The sequence below is a fragment of the Brachybacterium vulturis genome, assembly GCF_002407185.1.
GTDB classification, from domain to species: Bacteria; Actinomycetota; Actinomycetes; order Actinomycetales; family Dermabacteraceae; genus Brachybacterium; species Brachybacterium vulturis.
Genome location: NZ_CP023563.1, coordinates 2,740,043 through 2,757,259 on the forward strand (window position 1 = coordinate 2,740,043; position 17,217 = coordinate 2,757,259).

General features: G+C 72.0%; 14 protein-coding genes. 5 read left to right on the forward strand and 9 right to left on the reverse strand.

Going from position 1 to position 17,217, the window contains the following annotated elements:
• Positions 1 to 26: 26 nt before the first annotated feature.
• Both CFK38_RS12325 and CFK38_RS12330 read right to left on the reverse strand, forming a co-directional pair.
• The gene (locus CFK38_RS12325; protein WP_096803339.1) at positions 27 to 602 is read right to left on the reverse strand and encodes a DUF5998 family protein; all 576 of its coding nucleotides are present in this window, start codon (positions 600 to 602) and stop codon (positions 27 to 29) included.
• On the reverse strand, positions 599 to 3,352 hold the full coding sequence (locus CFK38_RS12330; RefSeq protein WP_096803340.1) for a bifunctional acetate--CoA ligase family protein/GNAT family N-acetyltransferase: 2,754 nt from the start codon (positions 3,350 to 3,352) through the stop codon (positions 599 to 601). The genes CFK38_RS12325 and CFK38_RS12330 overlap by 4 nt, the downstream gene beginning before the upstream one ends.
• Positions 3,353 to 3,465: 113 nt before the next feature.
• Here CFK38_RS12330 and CFK38_RS12335 point away from each other — a divergent pair, with 113 nt between their 5' ends.
• The 4 genes from CFK38_RS12335 (at position 3,466) to CFK38_RS12350 (ending at position 8,769) form a co-directional block, all read left to right on the forward strand.
• Positions 3,466 to 5,922, forward strand: a complete 2,457-nt coding sequence (locus tag CFK38_RS12335; protein ID WP_157773486.1) for a DNA gyrase/topoisomerase IV subunit A — start codon at positions 3,466 to 3,468, stop codon at positions 5,920 to 5,922.
• Positions 5,923 to 5,925: 3 nt separating this feature from the next.
• The gene (locus CFK38_RS12340; protein WP_245851029.1) at positions 5,926 to 7,035 is read left to right on the forward strand and encodes a hypothetical protein; all 1,110 of its coding nucleotides are present in this window, start codon (positions 5,926 to 5,928) and stop codon (positions 7,033 to 7,035) included.
• A gap of 41 nt (positions 7,036 to 7,076) precedes the next feature.
• Positions 7,077 to 7,958, forward strand: a complete 882-nt coding sequence (locus tag CFK38_RS12345) for a D-hexose-6-phosphate mutarotase (RefSeq protein ID WP_096803342.1) — start codon at positions 7,077 to 7,079, stop codon at positions 7,956 to 7,958.
• A 532-nt stretch (positions 7,959 to 8,490) separates the two neighbouring features.
• Positions 8,491 to 8,769 carry a hypothetical protein gene (locus tag CFK38_RS12350; protein ID WP_096803343.1) on the forward strand — a complete coding sequence of 93 codons (279 nt, stop codon included), beginning with the start codon at positions 8,491 to 8,493 and terminating at the stop codon, positions 8,767 to 8,769.
• An 84-nt stretch (positions 8,770 to 8,853) separates the two neighbouring features.
• Here the strand turns inward: CFK38_RS12350 and CFK38_RS12355 are convergent, their stop codons facing one another.
• The 6 genes from CFK38_RS12355 to CFK38_RS12380 form a co-directional block, all read right to left on the reverse strand.
• A complete protein-coding gene (locus CFK38_RS12355) occupies positions 8,854 to 10,782 on the reverse strand; it encodes an FtsX-like permease family protein (RefSeq protein WP_096803344.1) in 1,929 nt (642 codons plus the stop codon).
• A gap of 1 nt (position 10,783) precedes the next feature.
• Complete coding sequence (locus tag CFK38_RS12360) at positions 10,784 to 11,494, reverse strand: ABC transporter ATP-binding protein (RefSeq protein WP_096803345.1); 711 nt, start codon at positions 11,492 to 11,494, stop codon at positions 10,784 to 10,786.
• Entirely contained in the window at positions 11,491 to 12,054 is a 564-nt protein-coding gene (locus tag CFK38_RS12365; RefSeq protein WP_096803346.1) for a PadR family transcriptional regulator, read from the reverse strand. Before CFK38_RS12365 ends, CFK38_RS12360 begins: the two co-directional genes overlap by 4 nt.
• A gap of 128 nt (positions 12,055 to 12,182) precedes the next feature.
• Positions 12,183 to 13,082 (reverse strand): metallophosphoesterase, encoded by a 900-nt coding sequence (locus CFK38_RS12370; protein ID WP_096803347.1) that lies wholly within the window; start codon positions 13,080 to 13,082, stop codon positions 12,183 to 12,185.
• Positions 13,079 to 13,864: an imidazole glycerol phosphate synthase subunit HisF gene (gene hisF / locus CFK38_RS12375; protein WP_096803348.1), complete on the reverse strand. Its 786-nt coding sequence runs from the start codon at positions 13,862 to 13,864 to the stop codon at positions 13,079 to 13,081. Before hisF ends, CFK38_RS12370 begins: the two co-directional genes overlap by 4 nt.
• Positions 13,861 to 15,978, reverse strand: a complete 2,118-nt coding sequence (locus tag CFK38_RS12380; protein ID WP_096803349.1) for a DNA gyrase/topoisomerase IV subunit B — start codon at positions 15,976 to 15,978, stop codon at positions 13,861 to 13,863. The genes hisF and CFK38_RS12380 overlap by 4 nt, the downstream gene beginning before the upstream one ends.
• Before the next feature lie 174 nt (positions 15,979 to 16,152).
• Between CFK38_RS12380 and CFK38_RS12385 the strand changes: the two genes are divergently transcribed.
• Entirely contained in the window at positions 16,153 to 16,371 is a 219-nt protein-coding gene (locus CFK38_RS12385; protein WP_096803350.1) for a DUF7455 domain-containing protein, read from the forward strand.
• Positions 16,372 to 16,552: 181 nt separating this feature from the next.
• Here CFK38_RS12385 and CFK38_RS12390 read toward each other — a convergent pair whose 3' ends face one another.
• Positions 16,553 to 17,107, reverse strand: a complete 555-nt coding sequence (locus CFK38_RS12390) for a GNAT family N-acetyltransferase (RefSeq protein WP_096803351.1) — start codon at positions 17,105 to 17,107, stop codon at positions 16,553 to 16,555.
• Positions 17,108 to 17,217 lie beyond the last annotated feature (110 nt).

Sequence of the window (17,217 nt, forward strand, 5' to 3'; positions counted from 1 at the left end):
CGGGCGGTGCGGGGGACGTGCACCGGTCAGTCCCCTGCCGCGTCGATCGCGTCGACCAGACGGTCATGGAAGGCCAGCGCCGCGTCCACCGCGTCGACGCCGTCGGCCAGGGCCGAGACCCGCAGCGCGAGGTCGGAGGGAGCGATGGTCCCGGTGTAACCGTGGTCGATCTGGCAGTTCGGATCCTCGCAGATGGCTCGTTCGAGATCCACCCGCCGGCTCCCGTCCCAGCTGACCCCGAGAGTGATCTCGGCCTCCGTGCCGGGGCTCCCCTTGCCGTCGGTGTCGAAGACCTGTGAGAGGCCGGTGGAGGTGATGGCCCGCAGTCGGATCCGCTCGGTGGTGGAGACCACCTGGCTGGGGTTGAGCGCGTCGGCCGGATCATCGTCGAGGTGCGTGATCAGGAGGTGGGTGGCGGTGAGGACCACGACGGTGAGATGGCGGCGCACCTCGGGGCCGTCGAAGGTGGTCTCGGGCCGCACCAGATGGGCGACGGGACGCGCGGTGCGCAGCAGGCGCTCCAGGCTCTGCGCCGCCGTCTGCGGGAAGTAGCCGGCGGTCTCGAGGTCCGTCAGGAGGTCGGCGGGGAGAGCTGTGGTCATCCCGGCATTGTCCCACGACCGCCGCCGGCGCGCGGTTCCGCTGCGGGCGGTCCGGACAGTGCGCGGCGAGCGCTGTCGGTGCGGTTGGGGGCGGGGGCCAGCCGGGCCCGCCCGCCGACCACCGCGAGGCCGTGCTGTGCGACCAGCACCGGATACAGCTCCAGCAGGGCGAGCTCGGGCCGGTCCTCCGCGAGCAGACCGACGCGGACCACCAGGTCGGCGAGCGCCTCCCGGTCCGCGGGCGGCAGCCCGCGGGTTCCGCGCAGCTTGATCGCCGAGGCCGGGGCGTCCACCAGGTGCGCCGCTCCGCTCTCGCTGAACGGAGGGATCGCATAGGCGATGTCGTCGAGCAGGTCGGTGGCGTCTCCGGCGACCGACAGGGAGACCACCGGACCGAGCGAGGGATCCTCGACGCTGCGCACCACCATCGGCACGCCGGCCGGGCCCATGGCCTGCACCTCGAGCGGGGCGCTCGAATAGGACAGGTCCTCGCGCATGCGCGCCACGGCATGGCGCAGCTGGGCCGCGTCGGGGATCCCCAGGCGCACGCCCCCGAGGTCCGCCCGATGGCGGAGCTCGGGGTCGGTGCTCTTGAGCGCGACCGGGTACCCGATCGCGGCGGCCTGGATCGGGGCGTCGTCGGCGTCGGTGATCGGGCGCGCGGGGAGCAGGCCGATCCCGTACGCGGCGAGCAGCTCACGGGTCTCCTCCGTGCTGAGGTCCCCGCCCGCGGTCCCCACCCCGGCCCGCCAGCGCTCCACCACGGTCCGGGCGGCGGCGCGGTCGACGTCCTCGCGCTGGGCGGGTGCCTCGTCGTCGACCTGCGGGCGCAGCGCGGCGGCCTGCATGCCGGCCGCGGCGCGCGCGACGGCGTACGGGGTCGCGTGGACCGGAGGCAGCGAGCCGTCCTCGCGCACCGCCTCCTGCACGGCGCTGAAGCGCTCGGTCGAGGAGACCAGGCACACCAGCAGCACCACCTCGGCGTGCTTCGCCACCACCGCCATCTGTCGCAGCACCTCGGCGGCGTCCCCGGTCAGCGGATCCAGGATCCCGGCGATCACCAGGTCCACGTGGCCGGGGGCGGCCATCGAGGTGAAGGCACGCTGGATCAGGCGCACGTCGGGCGAGAGCGGGACGCTGTCGTTGTCCGCGACCACCTCCAGCCCGGCCTGGTCGGCGGCGCCGCGCAGGGACGCCCCGAGCGCGGCGGTGTTCGAGAGCAGGCCCACCCGAGGGCCGAGCGGCACCCCCTGCCTGTCGAGGGCATCGACCACGTCCAGGAGATGGTCCACTCCCCTGGCCTGCACCACGCCGGCGGCATCGAGCACCTGGTCCAGGGCGCGGCGCGGCAGGGTCGAGGCCCGCACGTCGTGGCCGGGCGGCCGGTGCGACTCACTGCCCGGGGGGCGCAGCACGATCAGGGGCGTGGTGCGGGTGAGCCGCCGGGCGATGCGCGTGAACTTGCGCGGGTTGCCCATGGATTCCAGGGCGAGGCCGATCACGCCGACCTGCTCGTCGTCCTCCCAGTGCTGGAGGGTGTCGTTGAGGGAGACGTCGGCCCGGTTGCCGACCCCCACGAACTCGTGCAGCCCGATGCCGCGGGCGTCGGTGCCGGCCAGCAGCATGGCCGAGAGCGCGCTGGACTGCCCGGCGAGCGCGGCCGTGCCGGGACGGGGCATCCGCGGCGAGAGGGAGAGGCTGATCGGATCCTCGCCGGTGCGCAGGAAGCCGAGGGAGCCGGGTCCCAGCAGGCGCATGCCGTGCCGGCGGGCCCGGGCCACCAGCTCCCGCTGCAGGCGGCGGCCCTCGTCGGTGTCCGAGAACCCCTCGGTGGGGATCACCACGCTGCGCACGCCGATCGCGGCGCATTCCTCGATGGCGCCCAGGCAGGCCTCGGGGCGCAGCGCGATGACGGCCAGGTCGACGGCGCCGGGGACGTCCGCCACCCGCGCCCAGGTGCGGTGGCCGCGCAGTTCGAGGGCGTCGCGTGCCACCAGATGCACCGTGCCGGTGTACCCGGAGTCCTCGAGAGCGGTCAGGAAGCGGCCCCCGGAGGAGTCCGTTCTCGAGGAGACCCCGATCAGCACCACGGAGCGGGGATCCAGGAGCCTCTCCATCGCATGGGACTCGGCGCGGTGCTCCCGCTCGGCCATCACGGCGAGCGAGCGGGCGGTGGGGTCCAGGCGGAAGGAGACCATCACGACGCCGTCGTCCAGGGCGCGGTCCACGTCGAAGCCGGTCTCGGTGAAGACCTTGAGCATCTTCGCGTTCTGCGGCAGCACCTCGGCGGTGAACTCGTCGATGCCGCGCTCCCGGGCGGCGGCCGCGAGATGCTCCAGCAGCACGGAGGCGAGCCCCGTGCCCTGGCGGGAGTCGGAGACGTTGAAGGCCACCTCGGCGGAGTGCGGGGTGACCCGGTCGTAGCGGCCGACGGCGACGATGTCCTGCCCCACCAGCACGATGAAGGCGACCCGGTCCACGTGGTCCACGGTCGTGAAGCGGGCGAGGTCCCGCGGGGAGAGCCGCGCCATCGGGGCGAAGAAGCGCAGATAGCGCGAGTGCTCGGACTGGCGCTGATGGAACTCCTGGAGGGCGTCGGCGTCCGCGGGCCGGATCGGACGCAGATGGGCGGCGGAGCCGTCGCCCAGCGCGATGTCGGCCTCCCAGTGCGCCGGATAGGCGGGCTCGGTCTCCTCGTCGCCCCGGGTGCGACGGCGCAGGGAGCGCAGTCCCTCTCGTCTGTCCGCCATGGTGCGATCCTAGCGTCGAGGCGGTGGGGTGGGCCCGGAGGTTGACGGGATTCACGACCTCCCCGGCACCGGGCTCCCGGGATCATGGCCGGTCATGCGTCATGATGTTCTGCATGGCCCGATCACGCAGCACCACCCCGCCCTCCGCAGACGAGGCCGCCGAGGAGACCATCGTCGACATCGACGTCACCAGTGAGATGGAGACGTCGTTCCTCGAGTATGCGTACTCCGTGATCTATTCCCGGGCGCTCCCGGACGCCCGCGACGGCCTCAAGCCGGTCCAGCGGCGCATCCTGTACATGATGGCCGAGATGGGGCTGCGTCCGGAGAAGGGCCATGTCAAGAGCCAGCGCGTCGTCGGCGAGGTGATGGGCAAGCTGCACCCCCACGGCGACACGGCGATCTATGACGCGCTGGTGCGGATGGCGCAGAGCTTCAACATGCGCATGCCGCTGGTGGACGGCCACGGCAACTTCGGGTCGCTGGACAACGGGCCGGCCGCGCCGCGCTACACCGAGGCCCGGCTGGCGAAGGCCGCGCTGCTGATGACGGACTCGCTGGACGAGGACGTCGTGGACATGATCCCCAACTACGACAACCAGCTGCTGCAGCCGGAGATGCTGCCCGCCCAGTACCCGAACCTGCTGGTCAACGGGGCCTCCGGGATCGCTGTCGGTATGGCCACGAACATGGCCCCCCACAACCTCGTCGAGACCGTCGCCGCCGCCCGGCACCTGATCGATCACCCCGACGCGGAGCTCGAGGAGCTGATGCGCTTGGTGCCGGGTCCGGATCTGCCCACCGGTGGCCGGATCGTGGGTCTGGACGGCATCCGGGACGCGTACCGCACCGGGCGCGGCTCTTTCAAGATGCGGGCCACCACCCGGATCGAGAACGTGACCTCCCGCCGCAAGGGCATCGTGGTCACCGAGCTGCCGTACCAGGTGGGTCCCGAGCGGCTGGCCGAGAAGCTGCGTGATGCGGTGCAGGCCAAGCGGGTCACCGGCATCACCGATTACCAGGACCTCACCGACCGCCACCACGGCCTGCGCCTGGTGATGACCGTGAAGTCGGGCTTCGACCCCGAGGCCGTGCTGCAGCAGCTGTACCGGTACACGCCGCTGGAGGAGAACTTCGGCATCAACAACGTGGCCCTGGTCGAGGGGCAGCCGCGCACCCTGGGCCTGAAGCAGCTGCTGGAGGTGTTCGTCGAGCACCGGGTGACGGTGGTGCGGCGCCGCACCGAGCACCGGCTGAGCAGGCGCAAGGCCCGCCTGCACCTGGTGGAGGGCCTGCTGCTGGCGATCCTGGACATCGACGAGGTCATCCAGATCGTGCGGCAGAGCGATGACTCCGAGACGGCGCGCACGCGGCTCATGACCGTCTTCGACCTTTCCCATCTGCAGGCCGAGTACATCCTCGAGCTGCGGCTGCGGCGGCTGACGAAGTTCTCGCAGATCGACCTCGAGGCCGAGCGCGATGAGCTGCGCCGGGAGATCGAGCATCTTGAGGAGATCCTGGGCTCCGAGGCCGTGCTGCGCGCGCTGGTCTCCGAGGAGCTCGCCGCCGTGGCCGCCGAGCACGGTGATTCCCGCCGCACCGTGCTGCTGGAGGCCGCGGAGAAGCCGGCCGCGATCTCCGGCGCCTCTCTCGAGGTGGCCGATGAGCCGTGCCGGGTGCTGCTGACCGGGACCGGGCTGATCGCCCGGGTCACCGGCGCGGAGCCGTTGCTGCGCGAGGGACCGCGCGGCGCGCACGACGTGATCGTCTCCGACGCCCGCTCCACCACCCGTTCGGGTGTCGGCGTGGTCACCGATCGTGGCCGGGTGCTGCGGCTGTCGGTCGTGGACCTGCCCTCGCTCGCCCCGACGGCCGGTGCGCCGTCGCTGGCCGGGGGCACCCGGCTCTCGGACCTCATCGACCTCGAGCGCGGGGAGCGCGCCCTGGGCCTGGTCCGTCTGGCCGAGGCGGACATCGCCCGCGGCGGAGCGATCGCGCTGGGCACGGCGCAGGGTGTGGTCAAGCGGGTCCAGCTCGACTTCCCGCGGTCCGACGGCTTCGAGATCATCTCGCTGAAGGACGGCGACACCGTGGTCGGGGTCGTGGATCTCGAGCAGGACGAGGACCTCGATCTGGTCTTCCTCACCGCCGAGGCGCAGCTGCTCCACTTCCCCGCCTCGGGGATCCGCCCCCAGGGCCGCACCGCGGGCGGCGTCGCGGGCATCAAGCTCGCAGGCGGCGACCGGGTGGTGTCCTTCGGAGCGATCGATGTGACGGCTCCGGCCGACGTGGTCACCGTCGCCGGCAGCTCCGGCACCCTGCCGCTGCTGCAGACCGGCTCGCTGAAGGTCTCCGCCCTCACCGAGTTCCCCGCCAAGGGCCGGGCCACGGCCGGGCTGCGCTGCCATCGCTTCCTGCGCGGCGAGGACGCGCTGATCGGCGCCTGGGTGGTGCCGCACCCGGCCCGCGCCTCCTCGGAAGCCGGACAGCCGATCGATCTGCCGGAGCCGACGGGACGCCGGGACGGTTCGGGCACCCCGGTGGCCGTGCCGATCGCCGCGGTCGGCTGAGCCGTGCACGCCGCCACGGGCCGGCCGGTGCCGGTGCCGACCGGGCCCGGCGGCCACCGGTCCTCCCGCGCCACGCGGAGGGAGTCCCGGCATGTCGCCCTCGGAGTGGCCGGTGCCCTGGCGGGTCTCCTCGTCGGGCTGATCGCCCTGCGCGGGACCGCGCCGCTCGCGGGGACGGGATCGATCGGCCAGGTCGCCGCGCTGACGACGTTCGGCTGTGCGGCGACCTCGTCCGCTCTCACGCTGACGACCCTCACCCGGCAGTTCCTGCCGTGGTTCGGCGGAGGTCGCTGGTGGCGCCGCGCGCTGGACGTGATCGGCCTCTCCCTGATCTACGGGATCCTCGGCCTGTTCCTCGCCGGGGCGCTGTTCGGCGTGTTCCAGCAGGCGTTCCAGGGCGTCGCGCTCGATCGCCTGGCCGGCACCTTCTGGGTCGCCGTCGCGGGCGGGGTCGCCGCCTATGTCACCTCGGCGGCGGCTGCGTCGCTGACCACCCGCTCCCTGGCCACCCTGCTCGCCGCGTTCCTCACCGTCGGGGTGCTCGCGAGCGCCCTGAGCGCTGAGGACCCGTACTGGTGGGAGCAGTACTTCTCCGAGCTCGGCGAGGGCGAGGACCTCGCGAGCGTCACCTTCAACCTCACCCTGCTGCTGACCGGGGCGGCGCTGGTGACCGTGGCCGAATTCCTCGCCCACGACCTGGACCGCTGGGCGCGCAGCGCCGGTGAAGCGGCGTGGCGGATCACCGCCGTGCGCTCCCTGCTGACCACGGTCGGGGTGCTGGTCGCGCTGGTGGCGGTGATCTCGCGCTCCGTGAGCATCGTCTGGCACGACGTGGTCGCCCAGTCGCTGGTGGTCGTCTTCGGCCTCACCCTGCTCGCCGTGCCGGTGCTGCTGCGGCGACTGCCCGGCGCGCTGATCGCCGTCACTGCCGGCGCCTTCGCCCTGCTGGTGACCGCCATCGTGCTGTACGCGGGGGTGGACTATCTGAACATGACCGCCTTCGAGATGGGTGCCGCGGGGATCGTGTACGGCTGGCTGCTGCTGTTCATCCGCACGGTCTCGGCCGCCGCGGAGGGCACAGAGGAGCAGATCGGCGGCGCGGCAACAGACTGACGGCCCGGATCCTGTGCGCGGTGACGTGCGACGATGAGGTCATGAACTCCACCGGCACCGATGCCCCCACCCCGTCCGTCCCGCTTCCCGAAGGGGTCCGCCTCGGCGAGACCCACGGGGTCCCGGCGCTGCTGGTGACGACCCCGGCCGCCACGGCCGAGCTGCTCCTGGACGGGGCGCAGCTGATCAGCTGGATCCCCACCGGCGAGCAGGATCTGCTGTGGCTCAGCCCGGACTCCGCCTTCGGCGAGCGCGAGGCGGTGCGCGGCGGGATCCCGCTGATCGGGCCCTGGTTCGGACCGGGCCGCGACATGGCGATGGAGGTCAAGCACGGCTGGCTGCGGAACCTCCGCTGGGACCTGGCCGCCGCCGAGCGCGCAGGCGATGAGGTGGTCATCACCCTGGCCACCCCCGAGGACGTCAGGGCGCTGTCCGCGACCGCCCGGTTCCGCCTCGGCGCCGAGCTGTCGGTGGATCTCACGATCACCGCCGGTCCCCGCCCGCTCGAGCTGGAGGCGGCGCTGCACACCTATCTCGCCGTCGGCGATGTGCGCCGGATCGAGATCCACGGCCTGGAGGGCGCCGCCTTCCTCGACAACACTCGTGGCCTGGTCAGCGACGTCATGCCGGAGGGAGAGCCGCTGCGGCCGACCGCCTCCACCGACCGGGTGGTGGACTCCGCCGCCGAGGTGACGGTGCACGATACGAAGAACGCTCGCCGCATCGTCTCCACTCCGCGCGGCACGGCCAAGACCGTGGTCTGGAACCCCTGGGACGCTCAGGTGACGGAGATGGCCGACATCCCCGATGCGGCCTGGTCCGATTTCGTGTGCATCGAGCCGGCCATCGCCAAGGACGGCTACGTGGCCCTCGCGCCCGGGGACTCGCACCGCATCGGGGTCACCTACCGCATCGAGCGCTGACCTCCGCCCCGCCCAGCGGGGACCGTGCAGAGGACCTAGCCGCCCCCGACGGGTGGCTGGGTCCTCGTCGTCGTGCCCGGCTCTGCTCCGCCGGTCCTGGACCCGCGCCGGCGGACCGCCGATAGAACCGCCGATAAATCAGTTGTGCCGTCCAGTGACGGGATGGTCGACTGTCCGTATGGAGATGCACACGACCCCGATCACGACCTCGGCCGGCCCGGCCGCGGCGTCGCCCGGCCTCGCCGCATCCCCCACCCCGCCTCACGGACGTCCCGTGGCTCTGCGAGCGGCCGCTGGGGGTCGCAGCACCGCCGGGCCCGCCGCGCCGATGGCCGGCTGACGGAGCAGACCGCTCCGCGCCCCGCCGTGCGGCCACGCCGCCGGCGCCCCTGAGACCAGCTCTCGCCGCACGACGCCCTCACACCTGAGGACGTCGCCCGCAGCGAGCGCACCCTTCCGCACGCTTCACGGACAGTCGCTGTCCGCGCCGTGCCGGATCCTCGACCACACCCCACTCCCCCAGGAGCCCGCCGTGTCCCTGCACGCCACCTTCGAGACCCTCGACCAGAACACCACGTCCACCACAGCCACCGGCACCACCTTCGACCCGACCATCGCCGACCGCAGCCTGCGCCAGCTGGAGCAGGTGACCGACGAACACGCCGTCGACGCACTGCTGCGGGACTTCCTCGTCCGTCGTCGTGCGGTGCGACAGGCCCGCCGGGAGCTGGCCGCCCAGCAGGCGCGCCAGGAGCACGAGCTGCTCGTCCAGCGCGCGCTGCTCGGCACCGGCCTTGCCCACCTGCGGTGAGGTCCGAGCAGGCCCGTCCGGAACCATCCCGGGCGGGCCCGTGCTGCATCGGGCTGTGCCGCGCCCGATGACCAGCGGGGCCGATCAGGCCCGACGGATGTGATCCGGTCGAAGCGGTGCACCGATGCCGAGCGAGGTGAGCGCTGCGATCGCCACCGCGCCGCCCGCGACGGCCAGCACTGGTCCCGTGAGGCTTCCTGCGCCGAGATGCGTCACCAGGCCCGGATCCGCGCCGCGATTCCCGGTCTCGACGAAGGCGACGGCGACCAGGTGCCCGATCGCGAGCGCCGCTCCCCCGCCCACCACCAGCGGAAGCGCCACCTCCAGCCAGTGCGCACGGCGCAGCACGCCCACGGGGGTGCCGAGCAGCCGGAGGCGGGCGTGCTCCGCTCGGCGCCCCATCGCCAGGTCCGCCGTGCCGAGCAGGAAGGCGCCCAGGCCGACGGCCAGGACCACGAGGTTCAGCAGGCGGATGGTCGTGATCGTGGCCTGATACGGGGCGAAGTCCTCCGCCGTCCAGCCGATGTAGGAATCGATGCCCTGGGCTCTGAGCTCTGCGGGAAGGTCTGGGCGCGGTGATGCGGTGATCATCGCGGACACCCCGCCGAACTGCGAGAACTGCTCCGGCGTGACCAGAGCTCGCGGAACGAACAGGGTCGGTGCCGGATCCGTGTCCTGCCACGCAGGGATCGGCACCCGGGTGAGATCGTCCTCGGAGACATCGATCCGCAGCACGGGGTCCCCGAATCCGCCGGTGCTCTCCTCGTACTCGGTGCCGAACAGCTCCACAGTGCCCCGCGGCGGTGTCCCGAGACCGAGCTCGCGCGAGGCCGGGATCCACGCCGCACGATCATCTCGGCAGCCCTCCACCCCCGGTCGGAGGATGCGGAGCTCGTCGCAGGTGCTCACCAGCGCCCGCAGGGCGTGCTCCTGGGGGGCGCTGCCCGGGGCGACGACGAAGCCGTCCGTGCTGACGGCGACCTCCCGGGCTCCGCCGACCTGCTCCAGTGCCCGTTCCAGGTCTGCGACGGCCGCCTGGTCCGGGAGGAACGCCGACGCCACGGCCTCGACATCTCGGTAGTGACGCCCGGCCTGGTAGACCGGGGTGGCGGACAGGACGCTGATCAGACCCTGCCCTGCGGTCGTCACCACCACGCCGATCACCAGGGCTCCGAGCACCCTGCCGAGCACGGCCGGCTGCGACTGCAGTCGCCGACCCGCCACGACGGTCACCGGGGAGCCGGCCCGGACGAGCACGTCAGCGCTGCGCCGCACCAGCAGTGCGGGCAGCAGGATGCTGCCCAGCGCGGCAAGCCCGGCTCCGCCGAGGAACAGCACGACGAGCACGGGGTTCGAGAGCCCCGGCAGGCTCCAGCTGAGGATCAGCATCGACAGGCCGACCACCAGGATCACCGCCCGCCAGAGCCCCGGACGCCGGGCCACCTCACCGCGAGCCCGCTCGAGCGTCCCCGCACCAGAGGTCCGAGCCGACATCGCGGTCCCGGCGATCAGGCACAGCGGCACCGCGAGGGCCACGACGAGCGAGACCACCGCGATGCTCGGCGCCGGGCTCATCCCCAGCAGCGCCCGCCCGGCCCAGGGCACCAGCAGCGCTCCGGCCACGAGGCCTCCGGCCGCACCGAGGAGCGCAGGCGGCAGGCTCTCCCCGATGCCCATCAGCACCTGATCGCGTCGACGCATCCCGAGAAGCTGCAGACGAGCGATGCGCCGAGAGCGGTCCTGCTCGGACATGCGACCGGTCGCCGCGGCGGCGGCGAGCACGGGAAGACCGATCGCCAGGGCCACGATCCCCGGCAGGATCATCCCGAACACCTCCGTGGCGCCGATCCCGGGGGCGAGGCTGCGGGGCCTGGCCGCATCCAGCAGGGACAGCACCACCACCAGCAGCGCGCAGCCGATCAGGGACACGAGAAAGGCGCTCAGCGCGCGGAAGCGGCCATGGTCGGTGGCGCGCAGCGCGAGGGTGAGGCCGAGGCGCAGGGAGGGCAGCATCTCAGCTCACCAGCTCCCCGTCGCGCATGCTCACCAGGCGGTCCAGGTGCGCGGCGACGCGATTGTCGTGGGTGACGACCACCAGGGTCGTGCCCTGCTCCGTGACGGTCTCCATCAGCGCGTCCATCACGGTGTCGGCCGCGACCGTGTCCAGAGCGCCGGTCGGTTCGTCGGCCAGCAGCAGGGCGGGCTGGTGGATCAGCGCGCGGCCGACGGCGGCGCGCTGCGCCTGCCCTCCGGAGACCTGGGCGGCGCGGCGGCCCGCGACCTCACCCAGTCCCAGGCGTTCGAGCATCGCCTCGACCTCGGCGCGGATCCGCGCGGGCCTGCCGCCGAGCAGCTGCAGCGGGAGGGAGAGATTCTCGGCCAGGGTGAGCTCGCCGATCAGATCGCCGAATTGGAAGATCATGCCCATCCGGGCCAGGCGGAGCTGTGCGCGGTCCTTCTCGCGCAGAGCACCGAGTTCCTCGCCGAGCACCTGACGCGTGCCCTCGTCGGCATCCAGCACACCGGCGAGCACATGCAGCAGCGTGGACTTCCCACATCCGGAAGGCCCCATCACGGCGACCTGCTCCCCGGCGGCGATCTGCAGGTCGATGCCACGCAGCGCGGGGTCATGCCCGTAGGAGACCCGGACTCCGTGCAGGTCGATGACGGGCGCCGAGCCGGAGGTGGTGCTCGCCCGCTCCCGGCGCGTGGAGGCGGCGGTCATCGCTGCTCCCCGGTCTCATCGGGCCGTGCACCGGCTGCGCCCTGCCACTGCGTCCGCAGCGCGTCGAGGCGCTGGCCGGCCTCCTGGATCCAGCGCAGGTCGGCATCGAGGTGGGTGAGCTCGTAGTCCAGCTGCAGCAGCAGCGCGGGCTCGGCGCCCCGGCGGCGCCAGGTCAGCTCCCGCATCCGCACCATATGGCTCTCCCGCTGCGCGGTGAGGACCTCCTGGGCATCACGGCCGGAGAGCAGGGCGATCGAGATCCTGACGAACAGCGTGGAGGCGGCGAAGGCTCCGGTAGCCTGGGGCGCAGAGAGCCAGGTCTCGAGCTCGGTGACCCCGTCGGGGGTGATGCCGTAGAGCTTCCGTTCCGGACCGGAGCCGCTCTCGACGGTGAGGATCTCGGCCCATCCCTGCCGTTCGAACCTCGCCAGGGAGGAATAGACCTGCCCGAAGGCCAGCGGCCTCTCCGGGGCGAGGAGCCGATCGAAGTCCTGCTTGAGGGAATAGCCGTAGGCCGGTGACCGATCCAGCAGTCCCAGCAAGGCGTGCGCGGTGCTCATATCACTACTATACACACTAGGTATACTCCCGATGAGTAGATCCATGGCGTCCGCAGCAGCGGTGACCTATCGGCACATGACGTCAGCACGCAGCACGGGCACGCATCATGGTCATGACGTGCCCTGTCTCATTCCGTGCCGTGCAGCTCCACCAGCACCAGCTCGCGCGGGTCGTTCACCCGCACCGCGGCGATGCTGTTGCCCAGGCCGCGGCTGATCACCATGGTGGTGCCGCCCCGCTCGTGCACACCCTCGCTGAGCTCGGGCAGCCATCCCTGGTGCGGCGCGTAGAGCCCGCCCACGATCGGCAGCCGCACCTGACCGCCGTGGGCATGCCCCGACAGCACCAGATCGATCCCCTGGCGGGTGTAGCTCTCCAGCAGCTCCGGGCGATGCGCGAGCAGGATCGCGGTCTCCCGCTCCGACGGAGCGAGCCTCGCGAGCAGAGCGGCGGGATCCCGCGCGGGCAGACCGGCGGCGGCCCGCACGCGGGGATCATCGAGTCCGATCAGCGTCAGCTCGGTGCCCCCGATCCCTACCTGCACCGCCTCGTCCCGCAGCACCACGATGCCGCGGCCCTCGAGCCCTGCGAGCAGCTCGTCCCGCAACGGCGAGTCCGCCTCGTGGTTGCCGAGCACGAAATACGTCGGGGCGATCAGCTGCAGCTGTTCCACCAGCTCCAGCACCCCGGTGAGGTCGGAGGTGCGGTAGTCGATGAGGTCCCCGGTGAGTGCGATGAGGTCCGGCCGGGATGTGTCGACGGCGGCCAGGACCCGGTCCTGGAAGGTGCCGAAGTCCGCGGCATGCAGGTCCGAGACCTGTGCGATCCGCAGCCCCTCGGCGCTCGTCGGCAGGGAGGGGACGGCGACGTCGTAGTCGGTGACGTCCAGGCGACGGTTGTCCCACAGCAGCCAGCCGGCCACGAGCAGCAGCACGAGGACCGCCACGAGAGCGGTCCGCAGGAACCGTTCCCGGAGGCTGCGCCCCGGCACACTGCGGCGGGGCGCGACCGAGAGGGGCGCGGTCACCGCACGGCGAGACCGTCGGCGGCCATCGCCGCCTTCGCCTCCGCGATCGTCATCTGCTGGAAGTGGAAGACGCTCGCGGCCAGCACCGCATCGGCGCCGGCCTGGACCGCCGGGGCGAAGTCCTCGGGCGTGCCCGCGCCGCCGGAGGCGATCAGCGGCAGGGACGTCGCCTCCCTCGCCAGGCGGATCAGCTCGAGGTCGAAGCCCTGCTTGGTGCCGTCGGCGTCCATCGAGTTCAACAGGATCTCCCCGGCCCCCCGCTCGGTGACCTCGCGGATCCAGGCGATCGCATCGATGCCGGTGCCGCGGCGGCCGCCGTGGGTGGTGACCTCGAATCCGGAGCCGGAACGGGCCGTGCCCTCGGGGGTGTCATCGGTGACGCGACGGGCGTCGATCGACAGCACCAGCACCTGATTGCCGAAGCGGCGGGAGATCTCGGAGATCACCGCGGGGCGGGCGATCGCCGCGGTGTTCACCCCGCACTTGTCGGCGCCGGCGCGCAGCAGCTGGTCGACATCGTCCACCGAGCGCACGCCGCCGCCGACGGTCAGCGGGATGAAGATCTGCTCGGCGGTCCGACGCACCACGTCGATCATGGTGTCCCGGCCGCCGGAGGAGGCGGTGACGTCGAGGAAGGTCAGCTCATCGGCGCCTTCCGCGCCGTAGCGGGCGGCGAGCTCCACCGGGTCCCCGGCATCGCGCAGGTCCTTGAAGTTCACGCCCTTGACGACGCGGCCCGCGTCGACGTCCAGGCACGGGATCACTCGGACGGCGAGGCTCATGCGTCGATCCTCTCCAGGTCGAGCTCTTCGGCTCCCTCGATGATGAACTGCTTGCGCGGGGCCACCTCGGAGCCCATCAGCAGCTCGAAGACGGCGCTGGCGGCCTCGGCGTCCTCGATCTGCACCCTGCGCAGGGTGCGATGACCGGGATCCATGGTGGTGTCCGCGAGCTGATCGGCGTCCATCTCCCCCAGGCCCTTGTAGCGCTGGATCGGCTCCTTGTACTTCTTGCCGCGGCGCTCGAGGTTCTTCAGCAGCTTGTTCAGCTCCGCCTCCGAGTAGGTGTAGACCAGCTCGTTCTTCTTCTTGCCGCCGTGGATGATCTCCACCCGGTGCAGCGGGGGCACCGCCGCGTAGACCCGCCCGGCCTCGACCAGCGGTCGCATGTAGCGGTGGAACAGGGTCAGCAGCAGGGTGCGGATGTGGGCGCCGTCGACGTCCGCGTCGGTCATCATGATGATCTTGCCGTAGCGGGCGGCGTCCAGGTCGAAGGTGCGGCCGGAACCGGCCCCGATCACCTGGATGATCGCGGCGCACTCGGTGTTCTTCAGCATGTCCGTGACGGACGCCTTCTGGGTGTTGAGGATCTTGCCGCGGATCGGCAGCAGTGCCTGGTGCTCGGAGGAGCGGGCGTTCTTCGCGGTGCCCAGCGCGCTGTCGCCCTCGACGATGAACAGCTCGGAGCGCTCCACGTCGTGGGTGCGGCAGTCGGCGAGCTTGGTGGGCATGGTGGAGGACTCCAGCGCGTTCTTGCGGCGCGAGACCTCCTTGTGCATCCGGGCGGCGATGCGGGCCCGCATCTCCGAGACCACCTTGTCGATGACCAGGTTGGCCTGTTCCTTCTCGCCCTTGCTCGTCGAGGTGAGGAAGTCCGTCAGCCGCTCCTCGACGACCTTGGCGACGATCGCGCGGATCGCGGGGGTGCCGAGGACCTCCTTGGTCTGGCCCTCGAACTGGGGCTCGTCGATGCGCACGCTGATCACGGCGGTGAGGCCTGCGAGCGTGTCGTCCTTCTCGATCTTCTCGTTCTTGGCGTTGAACTTGACCCGTCGGGCCTGGTTCTCGACCTGCTTGCGCACGGTCTTGACCATCGCCTGCTCGAAGCCGGTGACGTGGGTGCCGCCCTTGGGCGTGGCGACGATGTTCACGAAGGAGCGCAGGGTCGAGTCGAAGTCCGCGCCCCAGCGCAGGGCGATGTCGACCTCGCAGGAGCGCTCCACGTCGGTGGAGACCATGTGGCCGTTCGCATCCAGCACCGGGATCGTCTCGGTGTACTCGCCCGTGCCCTGCAGCCGGATCACGTCGGTGATCCTCTGGTCCTGAGCGAGGTACTCGACGAACTCGCTGATGCCGCCGTCGTACTTGTAGGTGCGGGTCGCCGGCTGGTCCGGGGACGCCTCAGGGCGGTGATCGGTGACCGAGAGCTTGAGCCCGGGCACCAGGAAGGCTGTCTGCCGGGAACGGCGGTTCAGGTCGTCCAGCGAGAAGTGGGAGCCCTTGACGAAGATCTGCGGGTCCGCCCAGTAGCGCACCCGGGTGCCGGTCACGCCGCGCTTGGCCTTGCCCACCACGCGCAGCTCGGCAGGCCCCTCCGCCGGGGTGAAGGGCGAGGTCGGATCCGGGCCGTCGGTGTCCGCGAACCGGCCGGGCTGGCCGCGCTGGAAGCTCATGGCGTAGACCTTGCCGCCGCGATCCACCTCGACGTCGAGGCGGCCGGACAGCGCGTTGACGACGCTCGCGCCGACGCCGTGCAGACCGCCCGAGGCGGCATAGGAGCCGCCGCCGAACTTCCCGCCGGCATGGAGCTTGGTGTAGACGACCTCGACGCCGGTCAGGCCGGTGCGGGGTTCGACGTCGACCGGGACACCGCGGCCGGTGTCCCGCACCTCCACCGAATGATCCTCGTGGAGGATGACCTCGATCGACTCCCCGTGGCCGCCGAGCGCCTCGTCGACGGCATTGTCCAGGATCTCCCAGAGGCAGTGCATGAGCCCCCGCGAGTCGGTCGAGCCGATGTACATGCCGGGACGCTTGCGCACGGCCTCGAGGCCCTCGAGGACCTGGAGGTTGCGGGCATCGTAGGCGGACTTCTTCGCAGCGCTGGTGGTGGACACCCCTCGGATCCTACGGGTCCGAGCACGTCGAACCCGGCATTGAGCCGTGCCGTCCCCCTCACAGGCCGGCGCCGCGCCCCGCCTGCGCGTCGCCGCTCACACCCCGTTGCGCCCCCAGCGAACCGCGGCTGTGGACACTCCCCCGGAGATGCTCCGCGATGCTACAAAGGGGCTATGAACCTGACTCTTGAAGCTCCCCGGCTCACGGCACATGACCGTTGCGACCGCTGCGGCGCCCAGGCCTACGTCAAGGTCCTCCTCGAGGCCGGTGGCGAACTGATGTTCTGCGCCCACCACGCGCGCGCCCACCAGGACGCGTTCACCACCGTCGCCTCCGAGGTCATCGACGAGACCGAGCGACTGCACCTCAAGCCCGAGCCGATCGAGGACTGACTCGCGGCCGATCGACGAGCAGCCTGCTTCCCAGCGGTCGCAGCTCGGTCGATGCGGCGGAGGCTGAGACCGCCGCAGCCCAGCCGCTGATCGGCACGAAGGGCGCTCACCTGAGGGTGGGCGCCCTTCGTCATCCCCCGTGGGTCCGTGCCTCGGAGCAGCCGCGGCAGGACGCCCCGCGTCAGCTCTCCAGCAGGTGCTCGGTCCGGATCGCGTACTCCACCCATGCGGTGCTGCGGCCCGGACGCGGATCCCGCTCACCGGTCGCCGCGAAGCCGAGACGCTCGTACAGCCGCTGTGCGGCGTGGTTGGACTCGTCCACGTCCAGGCGCAGATCCGGACGCCCCAGGTCGAGCGAGAGGCGGGCGAGGGCCGCGAACAGGAGCCGGGAGATCCCGCGGCCCCGCGCCTCGGGCCGCACCCAGAGGGAGACGATGTGCGCACGGTCCGGCGGGATCGGGTGCTCCGGGGTGTACCCGGCCGGCAGCAGTGCGATGCCGCCCAGCACCGTGTGGCCGCGGCGCGCCTGCAGGTGCAGCCGGGGGCCGGCGATCTCCGCGCGCCACTGCTGCGCGGTGCGGGCACGGGCCTCGTCCGGATCGGCCCAGAACGCGTCCGGGTCCGCGCCCAGCATGTCCAGGCGCAGCGTTCGATGGGACTCCCAGTCCTCGGCGCCGACGCGATGGACGCGCAGGGTCGTGCCCGTCTGCGCGGCGGTCCGCGACGTCGTGCTCATCGACCTTCTCCCGGGAACATGGGTGCCGTCTCCGACCGCAGCTGCGGTCTCGGACGGACCTCGGGCCCGGATTCTCCCGAATCCGGGCCCGAGGTCCGTCGCCGTGGTGG